Source organism: Pseudomonas sp. LSJ-87, assembly GCF_032971465.1.
Taxonomy (GTDB): Bacteria; Pseudomonadota; Gammaproteobacteria; order Pseudomonadales; family Pseudomonadaceae; genus Aquipseudomonas; species Aquipseudomonas putida_Z.
The window spans coordinates 212,212-234,146 of sequence record NZ_JAWJYQ010000003.1; the positions used below are offsets into that span (position 1 = coordinate 212,212).

Consider the following 21,935-nt stretch of genomic DNA (forward strand, 5'->3'; position numbering starts at 1 on the left):
TCAGAAGCCGTTGGGGGCGCGGGTGTGCCAGTCGGTCACTTGCTGGTAGCGGTGCGCGACGTTGAGCAGGCGGCCTTCCTGGAAGTATGGCGCCAGCAGCTGCACGCCGACCGGCAGGCCATCGACGAAGCCGGCCGGCATCGACAGGCCCGGCAGGCCCGCCAGGTTGGCGGTGATGGTGTAGACGTCTTCCAGATAGGCGGCGACCGGGTCGCTGCTCTTGGCGCCGAGCTTCCAGGCCGGGTTTGGCGTGGTCGGGCCGAGGATCAGGTCGACGTCGTTGAAGGCGGCCATGAAGTCGTTCTTGATCAGGCGGCGGATCTGCTGCGCCTTCACGTAGTAGGCGTCGTAGTAGCCGGCCGACAGGGCGTAGGTGCCGACCATGATGCGGCGCTGCACTTCGACACCGAAGCCTTCGCCACGCGAACGCTTGTACAGGTCGGTGAGGTCTTTCGGGTTTTCGCAGCGGTAGCCGAAGCGCACGCCGTCGAAACGCGACAGGTTGGACGAGGCTTCAGCGGGGGCGATCACGTAGTAGGCCGGGATGGCGTGCTGCATGTTCGGCAGGCTGATTTCCTTGACCACCGCGCCGAGCTTTTCCAGCTCCTTGACGCTGGCCTGGACCAGGTCGGCGATGCGTGGGTCGAGGCCGGCACCGAAGTACTCCTTCGGCAGGCCGATGCGCAGGCCCTGCAGCGAAGCATTCAGGTTGGCGCTGTAGTCCGGCACCGGCTCTTCGATGCTGGTGGAGTCCTTGGCGTCGAAACCGGCCATGCCTTGCAGCAGCAGGGCGCAGTCTTCGGCGGTACGGGCCAGCGGGCCACCCTGGTCGAGGCTGGAGGCGTAGGCGATCATGCCCCAGCGCGACACGCGGCCGTAGGTCGGCTTGAGGCCGGTGAGGTTGGTCAGTGCCGCCGGTTGGCGGATCGAGCCGCCGGTGTCGGTGCCGGTGGTGGCTGGCAGCAGGCGCGCAGCCACTGCCGCGGCCGAACCGCCCGACGAGCCGCCCGGGACGTGCTCGAGGTTCCATGGGTTCTTCACCGCGCCGTAGTGGCTGGATTCGTTGGCCGAACCCATGGCGAATTCGTCCATGTTGGTCTTGCCCAGGGTGACCATGCCGGCTTCGGCCAGCTTGGCAACCACGGTGGCGTCATACGGCGCCTTGAAGTTGTCGAGCATCTTCGAGCCGCAGCTGGTGCGTACGCCGTTGGTGCAGAACAGGTCCTTGTGGGCGATCGGGGCACCCAGCAGCGCGCCGGTTTCGCCGGCGGCGCGACGGGCGTCGGCGGCACGCGCCTGGCCCAGGGCCAGGTCTTCGGTGACGCTGATGAAGCTGTTGATCTGCGGGTCGAGCTGCTTGATGCGCGCCAGCAGGGTGCCGGTCAGCTCTTCGGAGGAAAACGACTTGTCGGCGAGTCCGCGGGCGATCTCGGCCAGGGTCAATTGATGCATGGCAGGCTCTATCCCTTACTCGATGACTTTGGGAACCAGGTACAGACCGCTTTCGGTCGACGGCGCGATGGCCTGGTAGGCGTCGCGCTGGTTGCTTTCGGTGACCTGGTCGGGACGCAGGCGCTGGCTGGCCTCCAGGGGGTGGGCCAGTGGCTCGATGCCGGTAGTGTCGACCGCTTGCATCTGGTCGACCAGCCCGAGAATGCTGTTCAGTGCGTCAGTAATGCGTGGCAGTTCGCCATCATTCAGGCCCAGACGGGCCAGATGGGCGATCTTTTCCACGTCGCAGCGTTCAAGCGCCATGGGGATCTCCAGGGGAAACAAAGACCGGAATTTGGGTCCGCAGTGAGGAACATGTCAGCTTTCTGGCGGTCTAACGGCCGCGAAATTCTGCTGGCGTGCTCGGAAAAACAGCCAATTTAACATATTGGCTCCTTGCCCAAAATCCCTGCCATTGTTAGAGTTTGCCGCACTTTTTTACCCACGCTTTCCCCAGGGTCACTTTCCCATGTTCAAGAAACTGCGTGGCATGTTTTCCAGCGATCTGTCCATCGACCTGGGTACTGCCAACACCCTTATTTACGTGCGTGAGCGCGGTATCGTCCTGAATGAGCCCTCGGTTGTTGCCATCCGTACCCATGGCAACCAGAAAAGCGTCGTCGCCGTCGGTACCGAAGCCAAGCGCATGCTGGGCCGTACGCCTGGCAACATTGCTGCCATTCGTCCGATGAAGGACGGCGTCATCGCCGACTTCAGCGTCTGCGAAAAAATGTTGCAATATTTTATCAACAAGGTTCACGAGAACAGCTTCCTGCAGCCGAGCCCGCGTGTGCTGATCTGCGTGCCGTGCAAGTCGACCCAGGTAGAGCGCCGCGCCATTCGCGAATCGGCGCTGGGTGCCGGTGCCCGTGAAGTGTTCCTGATCGAAGAGCCGATGGCCGCCGCCATCGGTGCCGGCCTGCCGGTCGAAGAAGCCCGCGGTTCGATGGTCGTCGATATCGGTGGTGGTACCACTGAAATCGCGCTCATCTCCCTGAACGGCGTGGTCTATGCCGAATCCGTCCGCGTTGGCGGCGACCGCTTCGATGAAGCCATCGTCACCTACGTGCGCCGCAACTACGGCAGCCTGATCGGCGAGTCCACCGCCGAGCGCATCAAGCAGGAAATCGGTACCGCCTACCCGGGCGGCGAAGTACGCGAAGTCGACGTGCGCGGCCGCAACCTGGCCGAGGGCGTACCGCGTGCCTTCACCCTGAACTCCAACGAAGTGCTCGAAGCGCTGCAGGAGTCCCTGGCGACCATCGTCCAGGCGGTCAAGAGTGCCCTGGAGCAATCGCCGCCCGAGCTGGCCTCGGACATCGCCGAGCGTGGCCTGGTGCTGACCGGTGGTGGCGCCCTGCTGCGTGACCTGGACAAGCTGCTGGCCCAGGAAACCGGCCTGCCGGTGATCGTCGCCGAAGACCCGCTGACCTGTGTCGCCCGTGGCGGTGGTCGCGCCCTGGAGATGATGGACAAGCACGCGATGGACCTGCTCTCCAGCGAGTGATTCCGCTCGCTGTTCACGAGCCCCGGTTTACAGGTAGTACGCACAGTGCTACCTGTATGTGCTGGGCTGGCGCCCGTTCGGGGCGCCGTATCCGTCAACCCGCAACCAGGCTGGTGCGTTGTCCCATGTCCAATGACCTCCTGAGTCGTCCACGAGGAACGGCCCATTAAACCGCTTTTCTCCAAGGGCCCTTCGCTGGGCGTTCGCCTGCTCGTCCTGGTGGTGATGTCGGTCGCGTTGATGGTTGTCGACGCGCGCTTCGACGTGCTCAAACCAGTGCGCAGCCAGATGGGCCTGGTACTCATGGAGTCGTACTGGATCACCGACCTGCCGCAGCGTGCGTGGCAAGGTGTGGCCGGCCAGTTCGGCAGCCGCACTGAACTGATCGCCGAGAACGAAAAGCTCAAGACCGAAGCCCTGCTGCTGCAGGGGCGCCTGCAGAAGCTGGCGGCCCTGACCGAGCAGAACGTGCGCCTGCGCGAGTTGCTTAACTCCTCGGCGCTGGTCAACGAAAAGGTCGAGGTGGCCGAGCTGATCGGTGTCGACCCCAACCCGTTCACCCACCGCATCCTGATCAACAAGGGCGAGCGTGATGGCGTGTTCCTTGGCCAGCCGGTGCTCGATGCCCGTGGCCTGATGGGCCAGGTGGTCGAGCTGATGCCCTACACCTCGCGGGTACTGTTGCTGACCGATACCACCCATAGCATCCCGGTGCAGGTCAACCGCAACGGCCTGCGCGCCATCGCCAGCGGCACCGGCAACCCGGAGCGCCTGGAGCTGCGCCATGTGGCCGATACCGCCGACATCAAGGAAGGCGACCTGCTGGTCAGTTCCGGCATGGGGCAACGGTTCCCGGCCGGCTACCCGGTGGCCACGGTCAACGAAGTGATCCACGATTCCGGCCAGCCGTTCGCCATCGTTCGTGCCATCCCCACCGCCGCGCTCAACCGCAGCCGCTACATGCTGCTGGTGTTCAGCGACCGGCGCAGCCCGGAACAGCGCGCCACCGATGCCGCCATTGCCCAGGAAGAGGCTGACCGCAAGGGCACCTCGGCCGCAGGCCAGCCGGTCACGACGGGCGAGCAGGGCGCACCAGCTGGCAGCGCCCCTGCCACGCCGGCCACACCAGCGGCCACACCAGCGACCCCGGCTGCGCAGCCTGCAGCTCCGGCGGCCGCACCTGCCACGCCGGCTGCCGCGCCTGCCGCACCCGCTCACACCCGGAGGCAATGATGGCTGCATCACGCCGCAACAACGGCTGGGTCATCTGGCTGACTTTCGCCATCGGCCTGCTGCTCAGCGTCTCGCCCATGCCGCAGTTCATGGAAGTGTTCCGGCCCATGTGGCTGGCCTTGCTGGTGTCGTTCTGGACCCTCGCCGTACCGAACAAGGTCGGCATGACCACCGCGTTCGTGCTGGGCCTGGCCGAGGACGTGCTGTACGGCACCCTGCTGGGGCAAAACGCGCTGATCCTTACCCTCATCACCTTCCTGGTGCTGTCCTTGCAGCAGCGCCTGCGCATGTTCCCCATGTGGCAGCAGAGCCTGGTGATCCTGGTGATCTTCGGCATTGCCCAGCTGATCCAGCTGTGGCTCAGCGCGCTGACCGGCAACCGCCTGCCCACCCTGGCGTTGGTCTGGTCGGCGGTAATCAGTGCCTTGCTCTGGCCGTGGATCAGCTTCGCCCTGCGCGACCTGCGCCGACGCTTGCATATCAACTGACGGCGCCGCCGCGACTGACAGGGAGATGTCTGCATGACCCCGCTATACCTGGCCTCCGGCTCGCCCCGTCGTCGTGAACTGCTGGCCCAGATCGGTGTGCCGTTCAGCGTCGTCAGTGCCCCCATCGATGAAACCCCACTGCCCGATGAAAGCGCCCCGGCCTACGTCGAGCGCCTGGCCCGGGCCAAGGCTGCCGCTGGCCTGGCCAGCCTGGAACATCCAGTGCAGGCCATTCGCGGGCATGCCCGCTCCCACAGGTCCGATGATGGCCTGGAGGGCAGCGCCGTCCCTGTGGGAGCGGGCGCGCCCGCGAATAGCCACACCGCGGCCCTGGAAAATCGGGCTGTGGTGCTGGGTGCAGACACTGCCGTGGTGCTCGATGGTCGTATTCTCGGCAAACCGGAAAACCGCGAAGATGCCCTGGCCATGCTGGCCGACCTTTCGGGCCGCGAGCACCAGGTTTTGACCGCGGTCGCCCTGAGCGATGGCCAGCGCGTGCACAGCCTGTGCGTCACCAGCAAGGTGCGCTTCCGTGCGATCAGTGCCGAGGAAGCGCAACGCTACTGGGCCAGCGGCGAGCCCGCGGACAAGGCCGGCGGCTATGCCATCCAGGGCTTGGGCGCGGTGTTCGTCACCGGCCTTTCCGGCAGCTACTCGGCGGTGGTCGGCTTGCCCCTCAGTGAAACGGCCGAACTGCTTGGCCAATTCGGCATTGCCTGCTGGCAATCGCCCGCGCATACGCCAGAGGTAACAAACCAGCGGTAGCCAGCACTGCATACGCCATCCATCATTATCCAAGACCTTTGACGAGAGCCTGCCATGAGTGAAGAGATCCTGATCAACATCACCCCGATGGAGTCGCGCGTGGCGGTGGTGGAAAACGGGGTGCTGCAGGAAGTGCATGTCGAGCGCACCCAGCGCCGGGGCATCGTCGGCAATATCTACAAAGGCAAGGTGGTGCGTGTGCTGCCGGGCATGCAGGCGGCCTTCGTCGACATCGGCCTGGAGCGCGCGGCATTCATCCATGCCTCGGAAATATCCCAGCGCGAAGGCTCGGCGGTAGAGAACATCACCGCCCTGGTGCACGAGGGCCAGGCCCTGGTGGTGCAGGTGACCAAGGACCCGATCGGCACCAAGGGCGCGCGCCTGACCACCCAGCTGTCGATCCCGTCGCGCTACCTGGTGTACATGCCGCGCAGCAGCCATGTCGGCATTTCCCTGAAGATCGAAGACGAAGCCGAGCGCGAGCGCCTCAAGCAGGTGGTCAGCGACTGCATGGAAAGCGAGAACATCAAGGACGCCGGTGGCTTCATCCTGCGTACCGCCGCCGAAGGCGCACGCGCTGAAGAGATCCTGCAGGACATTCGCTACCTGCGCCGCCTGTGGGAGCAGATCGGCACCCAGATCAAGACCTGCGGCGCGCCCACGGTCATCTACGAGGACCTGGGCCTGGCCCTGCGTACCTTGCGCGACCTGGTCAACCCGAAGATCGAGAAGATCCGCATCGACTCGCGGGAAACCTTCCAGAAGACCACGCAGTTCGTTGGCGAGCTGATGCCGGAAATCGCCGACCGCCTCGAGCACTACCCGGGCGAACGGCCGATCTTCGACCTGTACGGCGTCGAGGACGAGATCCAGCGTGCACTGGAGCGCAAGGTACCGCTGAAGTCCGGTGGCTACCTGGTGGTCGACCCCGCTGAAGCGATGACCACCATCGATGTGAACACCGGCGCCTTCGTCGGCCATCGCAACCTTGAAGAGACCATCTTCAAGACCAACCTCGAGGCCGCCACAGCCATCGCCCGGCAACTGCGCCTGCGCAATATCGGCGGCATCATCATCATCGACTTCATCGACATGGAAGACGAAGAGCACCAGCGCCAGGTGCTGCGCACCCTGGAAAAGCAGCTGGAGCGCGATCACGCCAAGACAAATATCATCGGCATCACCGAGCTGGGCCTGGTGCAGATGACCCGCAAGCGCACACGGGAAAGCCTGGAACAGGTGCTGTGCGAGCCCTGCCTGGCCTGTCAGGGCCGTGGCAAGCTGAAAACTCCCGAGACCATCTGTTACGAAATCTTCCGCGAGATCCTGCGCGAGGCCCGTGCCTACCAGGCCGAAGGCTACCGCGTGCTGGCCAACCAGAAGGTGGTCGACCGGCTGCTGGATGAAGAGTCCGGTAACGTCGCGGAACTGGAGGCCTTCATCGGCCGAACCATTCGTTTCCAGGTGGAGTCGATGTATTCGCAGGAACAATACGATGTGGTGCTGCTCTGAGGCCTTCTGAAACGCGCCGCGGGTGGCCCGGGCTGGCAAAACCGGGACGACGGGCCATCATGGATAAACGACCTGGAGGGCCATGGCCATGGGACGTCTGACCCGCGTTCTTGTCGCCTTGACCCGCTGGGGGCTGGGCGTTTGCGCCCTGCTGGCGGTACTGGTGGCGCTGTATGTCAGCCTCGGCCGCGAACTGGTGCCGTTGGTGGCCGAGTACCGCGCCGATGTGGAGAGCAAGGCCGAGCAGGCTTTGGGCCTGCCCGTGCACGTCGGTGCCCTGGAAGGCCGCTGGAGCGGCCTGGCACCGGTGCTGCGGGTGCGCGACCTGCAACTGGGCGAGGGGGCCACGGCCCTGCGCCTGGACGACGTCAAGGTGGTACCCGATGTCTGGGCCAGCCTCACCGCCCGCGAGGTACGCTTGGCACGCATTCAGTTGGGCGGCCTGCAACTGATCCTGCGCGAGAACGAGCAGGGCGCCTGGAGCCTCGAAGGCCTGCCGAAGAAGGACGATACGCCGCTCGACCCCGCCGAGTTGTTGCAGCGCCTGCGCCAGTTGGGCCGCATCGATGTGTTCGACAGCCAGGTCACCCTGCACCCCTGGCAGCGCGACCCGTTGACCCTGACTTATGTGAGCGTCGGCCTGCAGGCCGGGGCTTCACGCCATGCCCTGGACCTGCGCGCGACCCTGCCCGATGGCCAGCCCCTGTCGCTGAACCTGCGCAGTCGTGCCTCGGCCAACGCCTGGCGCGACGGCCAGGTCGAAGCCTACCTGAGCCTGCCACAGAGTGACTGGGCGCGTTGGCTGCCGCCACGCCTGCTGGGCCAGTGGCATGCCGACGCCTTGCGGGCGGGCGGCGAGTTCTGGGTCGACTGGCGCAAGGGGCAGTTGCAGCAGGCCGTCGTACGCCTCAATGCACCGGCGCTGCAGGGCGCCTATGCCGGGCGCAAGGCGGCCAAGGTGAACAACCTGGCCCTGGGCGCCTGGTTCCAGCGCCGGGAGCAAGGCTTCGATGTGGTGGTCGACTCCCTGGCCATGGATGTCGGCAAGACCCGTTGGGAGTCGCACCTGCAATTGCAGCAGCGTCCAGGCGAGGACGCTGCCGCGGAAAGCTGGCAAGTGCAGGCCGACCGCCTCGACCTCACGCCGTTGACCCCGCTGATCGATGCCCTGGCGCCGCTGCCGGACAAGGTCATGGCCGTGGTCGATGGCCTGAAGGTGACCGGCGCGCTGCGCAATGTGCGCCTGGAGGCCCGGCCCAAGGCCGAGGGTGACCAGCGCCTGCAGTTCGAAGCCAACCTGGAGAAGGTCGGTTTCGATGCCTATCACAATGCTCCTGCAGCCGGTAACGTCAGCGGCAGCATCAGCGGTGACCTTGGCCATGGCGAACTGCGCCTTGATACCGATGCGTTCATGCTGCATCTGTACCCGATCTTCGCCAAACCCTGGCACTACCAGAAGGCCAATGCGCGCCTGACCTGGGCCTTGGACAAGGAAGGTTTCACCCTGGTCGCGCCTTACCTCAAGGTGCTCGGCGAGGAGGGGAAGATCGCCGGTGACTTCCTCATTCGCCTGTTGTTCGAAGAGGGCCGCGAGGACTACATGGACCTGCGTGTCGGCCTGACCGAAGGCGATGGCCGCTACACCGCCAAGTACCTGCCCGAGGTGCTCAGCCCAGCCCTCGACGAGTGGCTGCGCAGTGCGATCGTCAAAGGCACGGTGGACGAAGGCTACTTCCAGTACCAGGGCTCGCTGAACCATGGTGTCGCGCCGGAAGCCCGCAGCATCAGCCTGTTCTTCAAGGTGCGTGATGCGGCCCTGGACTTCCAGCCGGGCTGGCCGCAGGTGCAGCACGTGGATGGCGATGTGTTCATCGAGGACAGCGGTGTGCGCATCAAGGCCCAGCGTGGCGTACTGCTCGACACCAAGGTCAGTGATGTGAGCGTCGATATCCCGCATGTTGACCAGGGCCAGCAAAGCCACCTGTACCTCGATGGCGACTTCGACGGCAGCCTGGGCGATGGCCTGAAGATCCTCAAGGAAGCGCCAATCGGCACTGGCGAGATCTTTGCTGGCTGGGAGGGCGAGGGGCCGCTCAAGGGCAAGGTCAAGCTCGACATTCCGCTGGCCCACGGGCAGCGGCCGAAAGTGCAGGTGGACTTTGCCACAGACGATGCACGGTTGAAGGTGGCGCCGCCGAGCCTGGAGTTGAGCCGCCTGAAGGGTGACTTCAGTTTCGATTTGGACAAGGGCCTGAGCGGCAAGGGCATCAGCCTGCAGGCCTTCGGCAAGCCGGTAACGGCGCAAATCACCGCCGAAGGCCAGCCCGGGCAGATGCAGACACGCGTCAACGCCAGCGGCCAGGTGTCGCTCAAGGCACTGACCGACTGGCTGCAGTTCAACCAGGCCTTGCCGGCTTCCGGCGACCTGCCGTACCAGTTGCAGGTCAGCCTGGGTAGCCGGGACAACCGCCTGAGTGTCAATTCCAGCCTCAAGGGCCTGGCCATCGACCTGCCAGCACCCTTTGGCAAGGCAGCGTCCGATACCCGTGACACCCGTTTCAGCATGACCCTGCAGGGGCCGGAGCGGCGCTTCGATGTCGCCTACACCGACCTTGCCCGCTTTGCCTACGCCGCGCCGGCCGAGAAGCTGGGGCAGGGCCGTGGCGAGTTGCTGCTGGGCGCCGGTGACGCCCAGGTACCTGCCGGCCAAGGCCTGCGAGTGCGCGGGCACCTGGAGGCGCTGGACCTGGGGCCTTGGCAGGAACAGGCGGCGCGCCTGGCCGGTAACGACCCGGGCGGAAGCGCGCGGCAGAACCTGCAAGGCGTCGACCTGAGCATCGGCCAGCTGAAAGCCTTTGGCCTGGACCTGAACCAGGCCGTGGTGCGCCTGGCCCGTGGTGGCCCCGCCTGGGATTTGCGCCTCGACAGCAAGGAAGTCATCGGCAACGCCCGGGTGCCGGATGCCAAGGGCGCGCCCATGGTCGTGCGCATGCAGACCTTGCGCCTGCCCGCCGCCAGCGCTGCTGAAAAGCAGGCCGAGGCACAGGCCGAAGAGGGCCCCGACCCGCTGGCCTCGTTCGACCCGCGCAAGGTGCCGGCGCTGGACCTGAGCATCGACAAGCTCTATCGCGGTGACGACCTGTTCGGTAGTGCGTCGCTCAAGCTGCGGCCGACCGCGCGTGGCGTGACCGCCAGCGACATCGACCTCGACTTCAAAGGCCTGCGTATCGATGGTGGCGGCGGCTGGGAAGGCGAACCGGGCGGCACCAGCAGCTGGTACAAAGGGCGCCTGGACGGCAAGAACCTGGCGGATGTGCTCAAGGCCTGGGGCTTTGCCCCGACCGTGACCAGCCGCGACTTCCGCCTGGATGTGGATGGCCGCTGGCCGGGTTCGCCGGCCTCGGTGAGCCTCAAGCGCTTCTCTGGCAGCATGGACGCAGCGCTGCGCACCGGACAGTTCGTCGAGGTCGAAGGCAGTGCCCAGGCGCTGCGGGTGTTCGGCCTGTTGAACTTCAACTCCATCGGCCGGCGCTTGCGCCTGGACTTCTCCGACCTGTTCGACAAGGGCCTGGCCTACGACCGGGTCAAAGGCTTGCTGGTGGCCAGTAACGGTGTCTATGTGACCCGCGAGCCAATCGCCGTGACTGGCCCGTCGAGCAACTTCGAGCTGGACGGTACCCTGGACCTGGTACGCGACCGGGTCGATGCCAATCTGCAGGTGAGCCTGCCAGTGACCAACAACCTGCCGCTGGCGGCCCTGATTGTCGGCGCGCCGGCCGTGGGCGGGGCGCTGTTCCTGGTCGACCGGCTGATCGGCGACCGCGTGTCGCGCTTCGCCAGTGTGCACTACCGTGTCGAAGGTCCGGTGAAAGAGCCTAGAATCACATTTGTGAAACCTTTCGAGAAATCCCGCTAGGAGTGCCCATGAAGGCAGCTGTAATCCAGATGGTCAGCCAGGACGATGTGCTGGCCAACCTGCAGCGCGCCGGTGCCCTGCTGGAGCAGGCCGCCTTTGGCGGTGCACGGCTGGCCGTGCTGCCGGAAAACTTCGCCGCCATGGGCCGCAAGGACGCCGCTGCCATCGGCCGCGCCGAAGCGTTGGGCGAAGGGCCGATCCTGCCATGGTTGAAACGTACCGCCCGCGACCTCAAGTTATGGATTGTCGCCGGTACCTTGCCATTGCCACCGGTCGGCCAGCCCGAAGCAAAGGCGCATGCCTGCTCGCTGTTGATCGACGAACACGGTGAGGTGGCGGCACGCTATGACAAGCTGCACCTGTTCGATGTGGACGTTGCCGACAACCGTGGCCGTTACCGCGAGTCTGATGACTATGCCCACGGCGCCCAGGTAGTGGTGGCTGATACGCCGGTGGGGCGGCTGGGGCTGAGCGTGTGCTACGACCTGCGCTTCCCCGAACTGTACAGCGCACTGCGCGCCGCTGGTGCGGAACTGATCACTGCGCCGGCCGCCTTCACTGCGGTAACGGGCGCGGCGCACTGGGAAGTGCTGGTGCGCGCCCGTGCCATCGAGACCCAGTGCTACCTGCTGGCTGCGGCGCAGGGCGGCACTCACCCGGGGCCACGGGAAACCCATGGCCATGCGGCGATCGTCGACCCCTGGGGGCGCATCGTCGCGGAACAGGCGCAAGGTGAAGCGGTACTGCTCGCCGAGCGCGACATTGACGAACAAGCGTCCATCCGGGCGCGCATGCCGGTGGTATCGCACCGGCGCTTTTTCTCGCAGGGCGCGTTGCGGCCTGCGCACACCTCGGAGTGACTATGAGCCAGATGTTATCCACCGTCAGCGAGCAGCTCCTGGCCCCAGGCGGCTTGACCCTGGACAGCCTGCAGAGCGTGCTGGGTGAGTTGGCCGGCCCCGGCATCGATGCCGCCGACCTGTATTTCCAGGGCCAGATCTCGGAAACCTGGGCGCTGGAAGACGGCATCGTCAAAGAGGGCAGTTTCAACCTCGACCAGGGCGTGGGCGTGCGTGCCCAGTCCGGTGAAAAGACCGGCTTTGCCTACAGCAACGCAATCAACCTCGAAGCGCTGACCTCGGCCGCCCGTGCAGCCCGTTCGATCTCCCGTGCCGGGCAGAACGGCAAGGTGCAGGCCTTCCGCAGCCAGGAGGTGACAGCCCTTTATCCGGCGGACAACCCGCTGGATGTGCTCAGCCGTGCCGAGAAGGTCGAGCTGCTCAAGCGTGTCGACGCCGCCACCCGTGCCCTGGACCCGCGTATCCAGCAGGTCAGTGTGAGCATGGCCGGGGTCTGGGAGCGCATCCTGATCGCTGCGGCCGATGGCAGCCTGGCCGCCGATGTGCGCCCGCTGGTGCGCTTCAACGTCAGCGTCATCGTCGAGCAGAATGGCCGCCGCGAGCGTGGCGGGCAGGGCGGTGGCGGGCGTACCGACTACCGCTTCTTCACCGAAGAGCGGGTCATGGGCTATGCCCGCGAAGCGCTGCGCCAGGCCCTGGTGAACCTGGAGGCGATCCCGGCACCGGCTGGTACCCTGCCGGTGGTGCTGGGTTCGGGCTGGTCGGGCGTGCTGCTGCACGAGGCTGTCGGCCACGGCCTGGAAGGTGACTTCAACCGCAAGGGCAGTTCGGCGTTCAGCGGCCGTATTGGCGAGAAAGTGGCATCGAGCCTGTGCACCATCGTCGACGACGGCACCCTCGAAGGCCGCCGTGGCTCGCTGAGCGTGGATGACGAAGGCACCCCGACCGAGTGCACCACGCTGATCGAGAACGGTGTGCTCAAGGGCTACATGCAGGACAAGCTGAACGCGCGCCTGATGGGCATGGCGGTGACCGGCAACGGCCGCCGCGAATCCTACGCGCACCTGCCGATGCCGCGCATGACCAACACCTACATGCGTGCCGGCGAAAGCGACCCGCAGGAAATCATCGCTTCGGTGAAGAAGGGCATCTACTGCGCCAATCTCGGCGGTGGCCAGGTGGACATCACCAGCGGCAAGTTCGTGTTCTCGACCAGTGAGGCTTACCTGATCGAAGACGGCAAGATTACCGCGCCGGTGAAGGGGGCGACCCTGATCGGCAATGGCCCGGAAGCGATGAGCCGGGTGTCGATGGTCGGTAACGACCTGGCGCTGGACAGCGGGGTAGGGACTTGCGGCAAGGACGGGCAGTCGGTGCCGGTGGGGGTCGGGCAGCCGACCTTGAAGCTGGATGCGATTACCGTGGGCGGTACAGGGGCGTGATGGCCATCTGGGACCGCTTTGCGGTCCTTTCGCGACGCAAGGCCGCTCCCACAGGGATTGCGCCATGCAGAAATGGCTGCGCACTTACTGTGGGAGCGGCCTTGTGTCGCGATTGGGCCGCAAAGCGGCCCCAGGGTGATCAGCGCAAGCCGCGCTGCAGCTCGTCGAGGTCGCGGATGTACTTGAACACCTTGCGCGCGGCGGCAGGCGGTTTGTTCCGCGCCTTCTCGTGCTGGGCATGGCGCACCAGCGAGCGCAGTTGCTGGCGGTCGGTGTCGGGGTATTCGCTGACGAAGCGCTCGAGGTCTTCGTCGTTACCGTCGATCAACCGGTCGCGCCAGCGCTCCAGGCCGTGGAAGCGCTCGTTGTACTGGCGGGTCGAGCTGTCCATCTGTTCGAGCAAGGCGTGGATGGCATCCAGGTCCTGCACGCGCATCAGCTTGCCGACAAACGACATGTGGCGTTTGCGGGCACCGTGAGCGGTGTGCTTGCTGGCTTCAGCCAGGGCCTTGCGCAGCTCGTCGGTCAACGGCAGGCGAGCCAGGGTATCGGCCTTGAGCGTGGTAAGGCGCTCGCCGAGTTCGACCAGCGCATGCAGCTCGCGCTTGATCTGGGTTTTGCTTTTTTCGCCGTCGAAGGCGTCGTCGTTTGAATCAACCATGGTGGCAGTCCGCTAGAAATCGCCGCCATGATAACCAGTCGGGGGCCGCTTGTCCGGCCCGGTCGTAGAATGACCCTCGCCGAACGCAGAATTTGAGTGGAGAGAACCATGAGTGCAGTCCAGAGCGTAGGTCCGAAGGACCTGCCAGCATTGCAGGAGCAGGTCGAGGCGATCATCGCCGAAGCGCGCCGCCAGGGGGCCAGTGCCTGCGAAGTGGCGGTGTCGCTGGAGCAGGGCCTGTCCACCACGGTACGCCAGCGAGAGGTCGAAACGGTCGAGTTCAACCGCGACCAGGGCTTTGGCATCACCCTCTATGTGGGCCAGCGCAAAGGCTCGGCCAGCACCTCGGCCAGTGGCCCGGAGGCGATCCGCGAAACCGTCGCCGCGGCCTTGGCGATTGCCAAGCATACCTCCGAGGACGAATGTTCCGGCCTGGCCGACGCAGCGTTGATGGCCCGCGAGATCCCGGATCTGGACCTGTACCACGACTGGAACCTCGAGCCGGAGAAGGCCATCGAGATGGCCCTGGCCTGCGAGGCGGCGGCATTCGACGCCGACCCGCGTATCCTCAATGCCGACGGCACCACCCTCAATACCCACCAGGGCTGCCGCGTGTATGGCAACAGCCATGGTTTCATCGGTGGCTACGCCTCGACCCGGCACAGCCTGAGCTGCGTGATGATCGCCGAAGGCGACGGCCAGATGCAGCGTGATTACTGGTACGACGTGAACCGCCAGGGCAACCTGCTGGCAGACCCGCGTAGCATCGGCGTGCGCGCTGCCCAGCGTGCCGCCAGCCGCCTGGGTGCGCGGCCGGTGCCGACCTGCGAGGTGCCGGTGCTGTTCTCGGCCGAGCTGGCCGGTGGCCTGTTCGGCAGCTTCCTGTCGGCCATCTCCGGCGGCAACCTGTATCGCAAGTCGTCGTTCCTGGAGGGGACCATCGGCCAGCGCCTGTTCCCTACCTGGCTGACCCTCGACGAGCGCCCGCACATTCCGCGGGCACTGGGTAGTGCTGCATTCGACGGCGATGGCCTGGCTACCTATGCCAAGCCGTTCGTCGACAAGGGTGAGCTGGTGTCGTACCTGCTGGGTACCTATTCCGGGCGCAAGCTGGGTTTGCCAAGCACGGCCAACGCCGGCGGCGTGCACAACCTGTTCGTCAGCCATGGTGTCGAAGACCAGGCGGCGCTGATCCGGCGCATGGGCCGCGGGCTGCTGGTGACCGAGTTGATGGGGCATGGCCTGAACATGGTGACGGGGGATTATTCCCGTGGCGCGGCAGGGTTCTGGGTCGAGAATGGCGAGATTCAGCACGCGGTGCAGGAAGTGACCATTGCCGGGAACATGAAAGACATGTTCCAGCAGATTGTCGCGATTGGCAGCGATCTTGAGACCCGCAGCAACATTCACACCGGCTCGGTGCTGATCGAGCGGATGACTGTGGCGGGTAGCTGATCCACAGCCTGCACCGGCCTCTTCGCGGGCTTGCCCGCTCCCACAGATACTGCACAAGCTTGAAACCTGTGCGATCCCTGTGGGAGCGGGCAAGCCCGCGAAGAGGCCGGTGCAGGCTATAGAGAATTTTCAATGAAACCGAAGACCCGGCCCCACGCCGGGTTTTTTGTTTCATCACCTTTCTCTTGAAGTGATTCTGTTTATCACTTAATAATGAATATCATTATCCAGTAACCCGGCGATGATGTTCATGAAACCCGTCCTCCGCGAACTGCCCTACCTGGAAAACTGGCGCTGGCTCAGCCGACGCATCCGCTGTGCGCTCGAGCCCGACGAGCCGCGCTTGATCGAGCATTACCTGGCTGAAGGCCGTTACCTGGTGTGCTGCACCGAGACCTCGCCATGGACGGTGGCGCTGACTTCCTTCCGCCTGCTGCTGGATACCGCCTGCGACCGCATGCTGCCTTGGCATTGGCGCTGCCTGTGCCTGGACCAGGCCTGGCGCCCATTGCTGGACCTGCGCAACCTCGACCGCGAGGCCCAGAACCAGCGCTGGCAGCCCTACGCCCTGCAGTTGGCCAATTGCCGCCTGCTGCCGTCGATTTCTCCCGATGAACTGATGCAAGGATTTGATGATGAGTGATACCCGTATCGAGCGTGACAGCATGGGCGAACTGCAGGTGCCGGCCCAGGCCCTGTACGGTGCCCAGACCCAGCGCGCGGTCGACAACTTCCCGATCAGCGGCCAGCGCATGCCGGCCCAGTTCATTCGCGCGCTGCTGCTGGCCAAGGCTGCCGCGGCCAAGGCCAACGTCGAACTGGAACAGCTGTCGACCGCGCAGGGTCAGGCCATCGTCACGGCAGTCGAGCAACTGCTGGCGGGTGACTTCATCCAGCATTTCCCGGTGGATGTGTTCCAGACCGGCTCCGGCACCAGCTCGAACATGAACGCCAACGAGGTGATCGCGACTCTGGCCAGCCGCGTGCTGGGTGAGGCCGTCAACGCCAACGACCACGTCAACTGCGGCCAGAGCAGCAACGACATCATCCCGACCACCATTCACGTCAGCGCCGCCCTGGCCCTGCACGAGCAACTGCTGCCAGAACTGGCGCACCTGGTACAGGTGATCGAGGCCAAGTCGGCACAGGTGCATCAGTACGTGAAGACCGGCCGCACCCACCTGATGGACGCCATGCCAGTGCGCATGAGCCAGGTGCTGGATGGCTGGGCGGCGCAGATCAATGGCGCCAAGGCACACATCGAAGCGACCCTGCCGAGCCTGCAGGCGCTGGCCCAGGGTGGCACCGCCGTGGGCACCGGCATCAACGCTCACCCACAGTTCGCTGCCGGTTTCGCCCGCCAGCTCAGCGGCCTGACCCAGGTCGAGTTCACCCCCGGGCAGAACCTGTTCGCCCTGATCGGCTCGCAGGACACCGCCGTGGCCCTGTCCGGCCAGCTCAAGACTGCCGCCGTGGCGCTGATGAAAATCGCCAACGACCTGCGCTGGATGAACTCTGGCCCGCTGGCCGGGCTGGGCGAAATCGAGCTGCAAGGCCTGCAGCCGGGCTCTTCGATCATGCCGGGCAAGGTCAACCCGGTGATTCCAGAGGCCACCGCCATGGTCGCCGCCCAGGTGATCGGCAATGACGCCACCATCGCCATCGCCGGCCAGTCCGGCAACTTCGAGCTGAACGTGATGCTGCCGGTGATCGCCCGCAACCTGCTGGAGAGCATCGAGCTGATGGCCAACGTCAGCCGCCTGCTGGCCGACAAGGCCATCGCCAGCTTCAAGGTCAACGAAAGCAAGCTCAAGGAAGCCCTGGCACGCAACCCGATTCTGGTCACAGCGCTGAACCCGATCATCGGCTACCTCAAGGCCGCTGAAATCGCCAAGACCGCCTACAAGCAGGGCCGTCCGATCATCGACGTGGCGCTGGAGCACACCGACCTGTGCCGTGACCAGCTGGAAGCGCTGCTGGACCCGGAGAAGCTCACCGCCGGTGGTATCTGACACTGAGTCACGGCCCAAGCGCCAGCGGTGGCCGCGTTGGTCATCGCCCAACCCATGCCTACGGAATTCACTGATATGCCCCATACCTTGCCTGCACTGCCTTACGCCTACGCTGCGCTGGAACCGCACATCGACGCGCAGACCATGGAAATCCACCACACCAAGCACCACCAGACCTACGTCAATGGCCTCAACGCCGCCATCGAAGGCACCGAGTGGGCTGGGTGGCCGGTGGAAAAACTGCTCGGCGCGGTCGGGCAACTGCCGGAAAACCTGCGTGGTGCGGTGACCAACCATGGCGGCGGGCACGCCAACCACAGGCTGTTCTGGACCGTGATGTCGCCGCAGGGTGGGGGAGAGCCGCAGGGCGCTCTGGCGCAGGCCATCGACGCCCAACTGGGCGGCTTCGATGCCTTCAAGGAGGCCTTCACCAAGGCTGCGCTGACCCGCTTCGGCAGTGGCTGGGCCTGGCTCAGCGTGAACCCGCAGAAAACCCTGGTAGTGGAAAGCAGCGGCAACCAGGACAGCCCGCTGATGCACGGCAACACGCCAATCCTCGGCCTGGACGTGTGGGAGCATGCCTACTACCTGAAGTACCAGAACCGTCGTCCGGAATACATCGGTGCCTTCTACAACGTCATTGACTGGGCGGAAGTGGAGCGCCGCTACCTCGAAACCCTGAAGTGAGTCTCCCCGGTATGCGCTCCCAGATGATGTCTGTCAGCCGTGTGCGCCTGTTTCGCTTGTTTCGCCTGACGCTTGGGACTTTGCTGTTACTGGCAGGCACTGCATTGCTATTGGCGCGCGGCTTTGCCTGGTTGGACCTGGCCTGGCCATCTTGGGGCTGTGCATCGGTTTGCGCCGGATGATGGGGTGTTCACCGGCTTCGCTTTGGGAGCGGCACATAACTCATTGAATTGGCGGGGACTCTGTGGGAGCGGCTTTAGCCGCGAACACCGGCGCAGCCGGTGCCATGCACCGCGTTGGATTCTTCGCGGCTAAAGCCGCTCCCACAGGGTACGCGTACCGCTTGCGAAATTCATTCGCCTTCGTCGAAGAAGTTGTTGATCAGCTCGACCAGCGCATCCATGGCATCAACGTCCTGCTCGCCTTCGGTATGCAGGTGCACCTGGGTGCCTTTGCCGGCCGCCAGCATCATCACCGCCATGATGCTCTTGCCATCCACCAGCTTGTCCGGCGCACGGCCAACCCTGACCTGACAGGGGAAGCGGCCGGCAACGCCGACGAACTTGGCTGCCGCCCGGGCATGCAGACCCAGCTTGTTGATGATGGTGATTTCACGGGCGGGCATCGTGGGGCGGATCCTTGGGCTAGAGGTCGCGGTGGCGGACCTGGACGTTTTTCAGGGATTGCTGCAGCAGCTGGCCAAGGCGTTCAGTGATGTACACCGAGCGGTGGTGACCGCCGGTGCAGCCAATGGCAATGGTGACGTAGGCACGGTTGCTGGCGGCGAAGCGGGGCAGCCACTTGAGCAGGTAGCTGGAAATGTCGTTGAACATCTCTTCGACATCCGGCTGTGCGGCCAGGTAGTCGATCACCGGTTGGTCGAGGCCGGAATGCTCACGCAGCTCGGGTTTCCAGTAGGGGTTGGGCAGGCAGCGCACATCGAACACCAGGTCGGCATCGACCGGCATTCCGCGCTTGAAGCCAAACGACTCGACCAGAAACGCGGTGCCAGGCTCGGGCTGGTTGAGCAGGCGCAGCTTGATCGAATCACGCAACTGGTAAAGGTTCAGGCTGGTGGTATCGATCTTCAGGTCGGCCAGGTCTGCAATCGGCCCCAGCAATTCGCTTTCCACCCGAATCGCTTCCGCAAGCGAGCGGTCGGCGTTGGTCAGCGGGTGGCGTCGGCGGGTTTCCGAGAAGCGCTTGAGCAGTACGTCTTCGTCGGCATCCAGGTACAGCACGTCGCACTGGATATGCCGGGCGCGGGCTTCTTCGAGCAACTCGGGGAAACGCGTCAGGTGGCTGGGCAGGTTGCGCGCGTCGATCGACACGGCGACCTTGGGTTGCAGCAATTCGGTATTGATCAGCGCATTTTCCGCCAGCTGTGGCAGCAGCCCGGCGGGCAGGTTGTCAATGCAGTAGAAACCGTTGTCTTCCAGGACATCGAGGGCGGTGCTCTTGCCGGAGCCGGACCGGCCGCTGACGATGATCAGGCGCATGTTCAGTGCTCGTTCTGTACGTCCAGGACAACCTGGAACAGGGCCTCGCTGCTGGTGGCCGCACGCAGGCGATCACGGACCTCCTTGCGATCGAGCATGCTGGCAATCTGGCGCAGCAATTCCAGATGGGCATCGGTGGCGGCTTCAGGCACCAGCAGGACGAACAGCAGGTCCACCGGCGCGCCATCGATGGCGTCGTAGTCGATAGGGGCTTCCAGGTGCAGCAGGGCGCTGACCGGAGCGGAACATCCTTCAAGCCGGCAGTGCGGGATGGCGATGCCGTTGCCGAAACCGGTCGAACCGAGTTTTTCCCGGGCGACCAGTTTTTCGAAGACGTCTTGCATCTCCAGTTCGGGCACTTGTTCGGCGATGACGGTGGCGACCTTTTCCAGGGCGCGCTTCTTGCTGCCGCCCGGCACGTTCACGAGGGAACGGCCGGGGGTCAGGATGGTTTCAAGTCGGATCATGGATGAGGGGGATCAGCGGGCAGCTGCACCTTGCAGCAGGCTTTGCTGTTTTTCCTTGTGTTTTTTCAGTTGGCGGTCGAGCTTGTCGGCCAAGGCGTCGATCGCTGCATACATGTCTTCGTGTTCGGCGTTGGCAACCACTTCGCCGCCGGGAATCTGCAAGGTCGCCTCGACCTTCTGCTGCAGCTTCTCGACTTTCATGATGACCTGCACGTTGGTGATCTTGTCGAAGTGACTTTCCACGCGAGCGAGCTTTTCAAGCACATAATCGCGCAGTGGCTGGGTGACTTCTACATGCTGTCCACTGATATTGACTTGCATACAGCTTCTCCTTTGTTGCCCGTGCATAAAGAGGCAGGTCTTGCACCTGCCCCACAAACGCTGTGGCACATCTCAGGGGCTACATCAGTCGCTTGCGCTCGCTCGACGGTGCGATGCCGAGGGACTCGCGGTACTTGGCGACGGTGCGACGGGCTACCTGGATGCCTTGTGCCTCCAGTAAACCAGCGATCTTGCTGTCACTCAATGGCTTTTTCTGATTTTCCGCCGCAACCAGTTTCTTGATGATCGCGCGGATCGCCGTAGACGAGCATTCTCCGCCTTCGGAGGTGCTGACGTGGCTGGAGAAAAAGTATTTCAGTTCGTAGATGCCACGCGGGGTGTGCATGTATTTCTGCGTGGTTACCCGCGAAATGGTCGACTCGTGCATGCCCACCGCTTCGGCGATGTCATGCAGTACCAGCGGCTTCATCGCTTCGTCGCCGTGGTCGAGGAAGCCGCGCTGGTGCTCGACGATCTGCGTGGCCACTTTCATCAGGGTTTCGTTGCGGCTTTGCAGGCTCTTGATGAACCAGCGCGCTTCCTGCAACTGGTTGCGCATGAAGGTGTTGTCGGCGCTGGTGTCGGCCCGGCGCACAAAACCGGCGTACTGCGGGTTGACGCGCAGGCGCGGAATGGCCTCCTGGTTCAGCTCCACCAGCCAGCGGTCGCTGTCCTTGCGCACGATGACGTCGGGCACCACGTACTCGGGCTCGCTGGACTCGATCTGCGAGCCGGGGCGCGGGTTGAGGCTTTGTACCAGTTCGATGACCTGGCGCAGCTCGTCTTCCTTGATTTTCATGCGACGCATCAGCTGGCTGTAATCACGGCTGCCGAGCAGGTCGATGAAGTCGGTGACCAGGCGCTTGGCTTCGGCCATCCACGGGGTGCTGGCAGGCAGCTGGCGCAGTTGCAGCAACAGGCATTCGCCCAGGGTGCGGGCGGCAACGCCGGCTGGCTCGAACTGCTGGATGCGGTGCAGCACCGCTTCGACCTCGTCCAGCTCGATATCCAGCTCCGGGTCGAAACCGGCGCAGATTTCCTCGAGGGTGTCTTCCAGGTAGCCCTGGCCGTTGATGCTGTCGATCAGGGTGACGGCGATCAGGCGGTCGGTGTCGGACATCGGAGCCAGGTTCAGTTGCCACAGCAGGTGGCTTTGCAGGCTTTCGCCGGCCGATGTGCGGGTGGTGAAGTCCCACTCGTCGTCGTCGTTGCTCGGCAGGCTGCTGGCACTGGTCTGGTAGATGTCTTCCCAGGCGGTGTCGACCGGCAGTTCGTTGGGGATGCGCTCGCTCCACTCACCGTCTTCCAGGGTGTCGGCACTGGTGGTGCTTTCCTGGAAGCTGTTGTCCTGGACTTCGGCGGCCGGCTTGTTCTCGGCGTTGTCCGCCATCGGGTCGCTGTTGTCGAAGTCGTCGCCGTCTTCCTGACGTTCGAGCATCGGGTTCGACTCCAGCGCTTCCTGGATTTCCTGTTGGAGGTCCAGGGTGGAGAGCTGGAGCAGGCGGATGGCCTGTTGCAACTGCGGTGTCATCGTCAGTTGCTGGCCCATTTTTAGGACGAGCGATGGTTTCATGGCTGGGGCTTAATACCTTGTTCGCCGGCGCGCATGCGCCATCCAC

20 protein-coding genes are annotated in these 21,935 nt (G+C 64.5%); 12 read left to right on the top strand and 8 right to left on the bottom strand.

The genetic code is table 11. The annotated features are described in order from the left end of the window. Together gatA and gatC are read right to left on the bottom strand one after the other, a co-directional pair. Entirely contained in the window at positions 1–1,452 is a 1,452-nt protein-coding gene (gatA, locus tag RYH74_RS04000) for an Asp-tRNA(Asn)/Glu-tRNA(Gln) amidotransferase subunit GatA (RefSeq protein WP_075043859.1), read from the bottom strand. 15 nt (positions 1,453–1,467) lie between these two features. Continuing rightward, a complete protein-coding gene (gene gatC / locus RYH74_RS04005; RefSeq protein ID WP_003255165.1) occupies positions 1,468–1,755 on the bottom strand; it encodes an Asp-tRNA(Asn)/Glu-tRNA(Gln) amidotransferase subunit GatC in 288 nt (95 codons plus the stop codon). A gap of 205 nt (positions 1,756–1,960) precedes the next feature. Between gatC and mreB the strand changes: the two genes are divergently transcribed. From mreB to tldD, 8 genes are all read left to right on the top strand, one after another. Beyond that, a complete protein-coding gene (gene mreB / locus RYH74_RS04010; protein WP_003255163.1) occupies positions 1,961–2,998 on the top strand; it encodes a rod shape-determining protein MreB in 1,038 nt (345 codons plus the stop codon). A gap of 225 nt (positions 2,999–3,223) precedes the next feature. After that, a complete protein-coding gene (gene mreC, locus RYH74_RS04015) occupies positions 3,224–4,231 on the top strand; it encodes a rod shape-determining protein MreC (protein WP_410902906.1) in 1,008 nt (335 codons plus the stop codon). Further along, positions 4,231–4,719, top strand: coding sequence for a rod shape-determining protein MreD (gene mreD, locus RYH74_RS04020; protein ID WP_015269051.1), 489 nt, complete (start codon positions 4,231–4,233; stop codon positions 4,717–4,719). The genes mreC and mreD overlap by 1 nt, the downstream gene beginning before the upstream one ends. A gap of 33 nt (positions 4,720–4,752) precedes the next feature. Continuing rightward, positions 4,753–5,484: a Maf family protein gene (locus RYH74_RS04025; RefSeq protein WP_075043861.1), complete on the top strand. Its 732-nt coding sequence runs from the start codon at positions 4,753–4,755 to the stop codon at positions 5,482–5,484. A gap of 54 nt (positions 5,485–5,538) precedes the next feature. Beyond that, positions 5,539–6,996 (top strand): ribonuclease G, encoded by a 1,458-nt coding sequence (rng, locus tag RYH74_RS04030; protein ID WP_013971067.1) that lies wholly within the window; start codon positions 5,539–5,541, stop codon positions 6,994–6,996. Positions 6,997–7,078: 82 nt separating this feature from the next. Further along, a complete protein-coding gene (locus RYH74_RS04035) occupies positions 7,079–10,912 on the top strand; it encodes a YhdP family protein (protein ID WP_317408992.1) in 3,834 nt (1,277 codons plus the stop codon). Positions 10,913–10,920: 8 nt separating this feature from the next. Further along, a complete protein-coding gene (locus RYH74_RS04040) occupies positions 10,921–11,772 on the top strand; it encodes a carbon-nitrogen hydrolase family protein (protein WP_075043863.1) in 852 nt (283 codons plus the stop codon). A gap of 2 nt (positions 11,773–11,774) precedes the next feature. Then, positions 11,775–13,214 carry a metalloprotease TldD gene (gene tldD / locus RYH74_RS04045; protein ID WP_286101101.1) on the top strand — a complete coding sequence of 480 codons (1,440 nt, stop codon included), beginning with the start codon at positions 11,775–11,777 and terminating at the stop codon, positions 13,212–13,214. Positions 13,215–13,353: 139 nt separating this feature from the next. On the opposite strand, the gene yjgA is transcribed toward tldD, so the two are convergent. Beyond that, the gene (gene yjgA, locus RYH74_RS04050; protein ID WP_025337817.1) at positions 13,354–13,875 is read right to left on the bottom strand and encodes a ribosome biogenesis factor YjgA; all 522 of its coding nucleotides are present in this window, start codon (positions 13,873–13,875) and stop codon (positions 13,354–13,356) included. Positions 13,876–13,983: 108 nt separating this feature from the next. On the opposite strand from yjgA, the gene pmbA reads away from it, so the two are divergent. The 4 genes from pmbA (at position 13,984) to RYH74_RS04070 (ending at position 18,029) form a co-directional block, all read left to right on the top strand. After that, the gene (gene pmbA / locus RYH74_RS04055; protein WP_025337818.1) at positions 13,984–15,330 is read left to right on the top strand and encodes a metalloprotease PmbA; all 1,347 of its coding nucleotides are present in this window, start codon (positions 13,984–13,986) and stop codon (positions 15,328–15,330) included. Between the two features lie 241 nt (positions 15,331–15,571). Then, positions 15,572–15,973 (top strand): hypothetical protein, encoded by a 402-nt coding sequence (locus RYH74_RS04060; protein ID WP_025337819.1) that lies wholly within the window; start codon positions 15,572–15,574, stop codon positions 15,971–15,973. After that, positions 15,966–17,342, top strand: a complete 1,377-nt coding sequence (locus RYH74_RS04065; protein WP_317408993.1) for a class II fumarate hydratase — start codon at positions 15,966–15,968, stop codon at positions 17,340–17,342. The genes RYH74_RS04060 and RYH74_RS04065 overlap by 8 nt, the downstream gene beginning before the upstream one ends. Before the next feature lie 75 nt (positions 17,343–17,417). Further along, the gene (locus tag RYH74_RS04070; RefSeq protein ID WP_317408994.1) at positions 17,418–18,029 is read left to right on the top strand and encodes a superoxide dismutase; all 612 of its coding nucleotides are present in this window, start codon (positions 17,418–17,420) and stop codon (positions 18,027–18,029) included. Positions 18,030–18,381: 352 nt separating this feature from the next. Here the strand turns inward: RYH74_RS04070 and RYH74_RS04075 are convergent, their stop codons facing one another. From RYH74_RS04075 to RYH74_RS04095, 5 genes are all read right to left on the bottom strand, one after another. Further along, positions 18,382–18,654 (bottom strand): HPr family phosphocarrier protein, encoded by a 273-nt coding sequence (locus tag RYH74_RS04075; protein ID WP_023660775.1) that lies wholly within the window; start codon positions 18,652–18,654, stop codon positions 18,382–18,384. Between the two features lie 19 nt (positions 18,655–18,673). Then, the gene (gene rapZ / locus RYH74_RS04080; RefSeq protein ID WP_025337823.1) at positions 18,674–19,528 is read right to left on the bottom strand and encodes an RNase adapter RapZ; all 855 of its coding nucleotides are present in this window, start codon (positions 19,526–19,528) and stop codon (positions 18,674–18,676) included. A gap of 2 nt (positions 19,529–19,530) precedes the next feature. Continuing rightward, entirely contained in the window at positions 19,531–19,995 is a 465-nt protein-coding gene (gene ptsN / locus RYH74_RS04085; RefSeq protein ID WP_015269060.1) for a PTS IIA-like nitrogen regulatory protein PtsN, read from the bottom strand. Between the two features lie 12 nt (positions 19,996–20,007). Further along, the gene (gene hpf, locus RYH74_RS04090) at positions 20,008–20,316 is read right to left on the bottom strand and encodes a ribosome hibernation-promoting factor, HPF/YfiA family (protein WP_003255135.1); all 309 of its coding nucleotides are present in this window, start codon (positions 20,314–20,316) and stop codon (positions 20,008–20,010) included. A gap of 79 nt (positions 20,317–20,395) precedes the next feature. After that, entirely contained in the window at positions 20,396–21,889 is a 1,494-nt protein-coding gene (locus RYH74_RS04095) for an RNA polymerase factor sigma-54 (protein ID WP_015269061.1), read from the bottom strand. Positions 21,890–21,935 lie beyond the last annotated feature (46 nt).

What these genes read in the sequence shown, in the direction of transcription:
- hpf (WP_003255135.1), bottom strand. Translation starts at nt 20,316, where the DNA reads ATGCAAGTCAATATCAGTGGACAGCATGTAGAAGTCACCCAGCCACTG.
- gatC (WP_003255165.1), bottom strand. Translation starts at nt 1,755, where the DNA reads ATGGCGCTTGAACGCTGCGACGTGGAAAAGATCGCCCATCTGGCCCGT.
- gatA (WP_075043859.1), bottom strand. Translation starts at nt 1,452, where the DNA reads ATGCATCAATTGACCCTGGCCGAGATCGCCCGCGGACTCGCCGACAAG.
- RYH74_RS04095 (WP_015269061.1), bottom strand. Translation starts at nt 21,889, where the DNA reads ATGAAACCATCGCTCGTCCTAAAAATGGGCCAGCAACTGACGATGACA.
- mreB (WP_003255163.1), top strand. Translation starts at nt 1,961, where the DNA reads ATGTTCAAGAAACTGCGTGGCATGTTTTCCAGCGATCTGTCCATCGAC.
- RYH74_RS04065 (WP_317408993.1), top strand. Translation starts at nt 15,966, where the DNA reads ATGAGTGATACCCGTATCGAGCGTGACAGCATGGGCGAACTGCAGGTG.
- rapZ (WP_025337823.1), bottom strand. Translation starts at nt 19,528, where the DNA reads ATGCGCCTGATCATCGTCAGCGGCCGGTCCGGCTCCGGCAAGAGCACC.
- yjgA (WP_025337817.1), bottom strand. Translation starts at nt 13,875, where the DNA reads ATGGTTGATTCAAACGACGACGCCTTCGACGGCGAAAAAAGCAAAACC.
- mreC (WP_410902906.1), top strand. Translation starts at nt 3,224, where the DNA reads ATGTCGGTCGCGTTGATGGTTGTCGACGCGCGCTTCGACGTGCTCAAA.
- RYH74_RS04025 (WP_075043861.1), top strand. Translation starts at nt 4,753, where the DNA reads ATGACCCCGCTATACCTGGCCTCCGGCTCGCCCCGTCGTCGTGAACTG.
- RYH74_RS04040 (WP_075043863.1), top strand. Translation starts at nt 10,921, where the DNA reads ATGAAGGCAGCTGTAATCCAGATGGTCAGCCAGGACGATGTGCTGGCC.
- pmbA (WP_025337818.1), top strand. Translation starts at nt 13,984, where the DNA reads ATGAGTGCAGTCCAGAGCGTAGGTCCGAAGGACCTGCCAGCATTGCAG.
- ptsN (WP_015269060.1), bottom strand. Translation starts at nt 19,995, where the DNA reads ATGATCCGACTTGAAACCATCCTGACCCCCGGCCGTTCCCTCGTGAAC.
- tldD (WP_286101101.1), top strand. Translation starts at nt 11,775, where the DNA reads ATGAGCCAGATGTTATCCACCGTCAGCGAGCAGCTCCTGGCCCCAGGC.
- RYH74_RS04070 (WP_317408994.1), top strand. Translation starts at nt 17,418, where the DNA reads ATGCCCCATACCTTGCCTGCACTGCCTTACGCCTACGCTGCGCTGGAA.
- mreD (WP_015269051.1), top strand. Translation starts at nt 4,231, where the DNA reads ATGGCTGCATCACGCCGCAACAACGGCTGGGTCATCTGGCTGACTTTC.
- RYH74_RS04075 (WP_023660775.1), bottom strand. Translation starts at nt 18,654, where the DNA reads ATGCCCGCCCGTGAAATCACCATCATCAACAAGCTGGGTCTGCATGCC.
- rng (WP_013971067.1), top strand. Translation starts at nt 5,539, where the DNA reads ATGAGTGAAGAGATCCTGATCAACATCACCCCGATGGAGTCGCGCGTG.
- RYH74_RS04035 (WP_317408992.1), top strand. Translation starts at nt 7,079, where the DNA reads ATGGCCATGGGACGTCTGACCCGCGTTCTTGTCGCCTTGACCCGCTGG.
- RYH74_RS04060 (WP_025337819.1), top strand. Translation starts at nt 15,572, where the DNA reads ATGATGTTCATGAAACCCGTCCTCCGCGAACTGCCCTACCTGGAAAAC.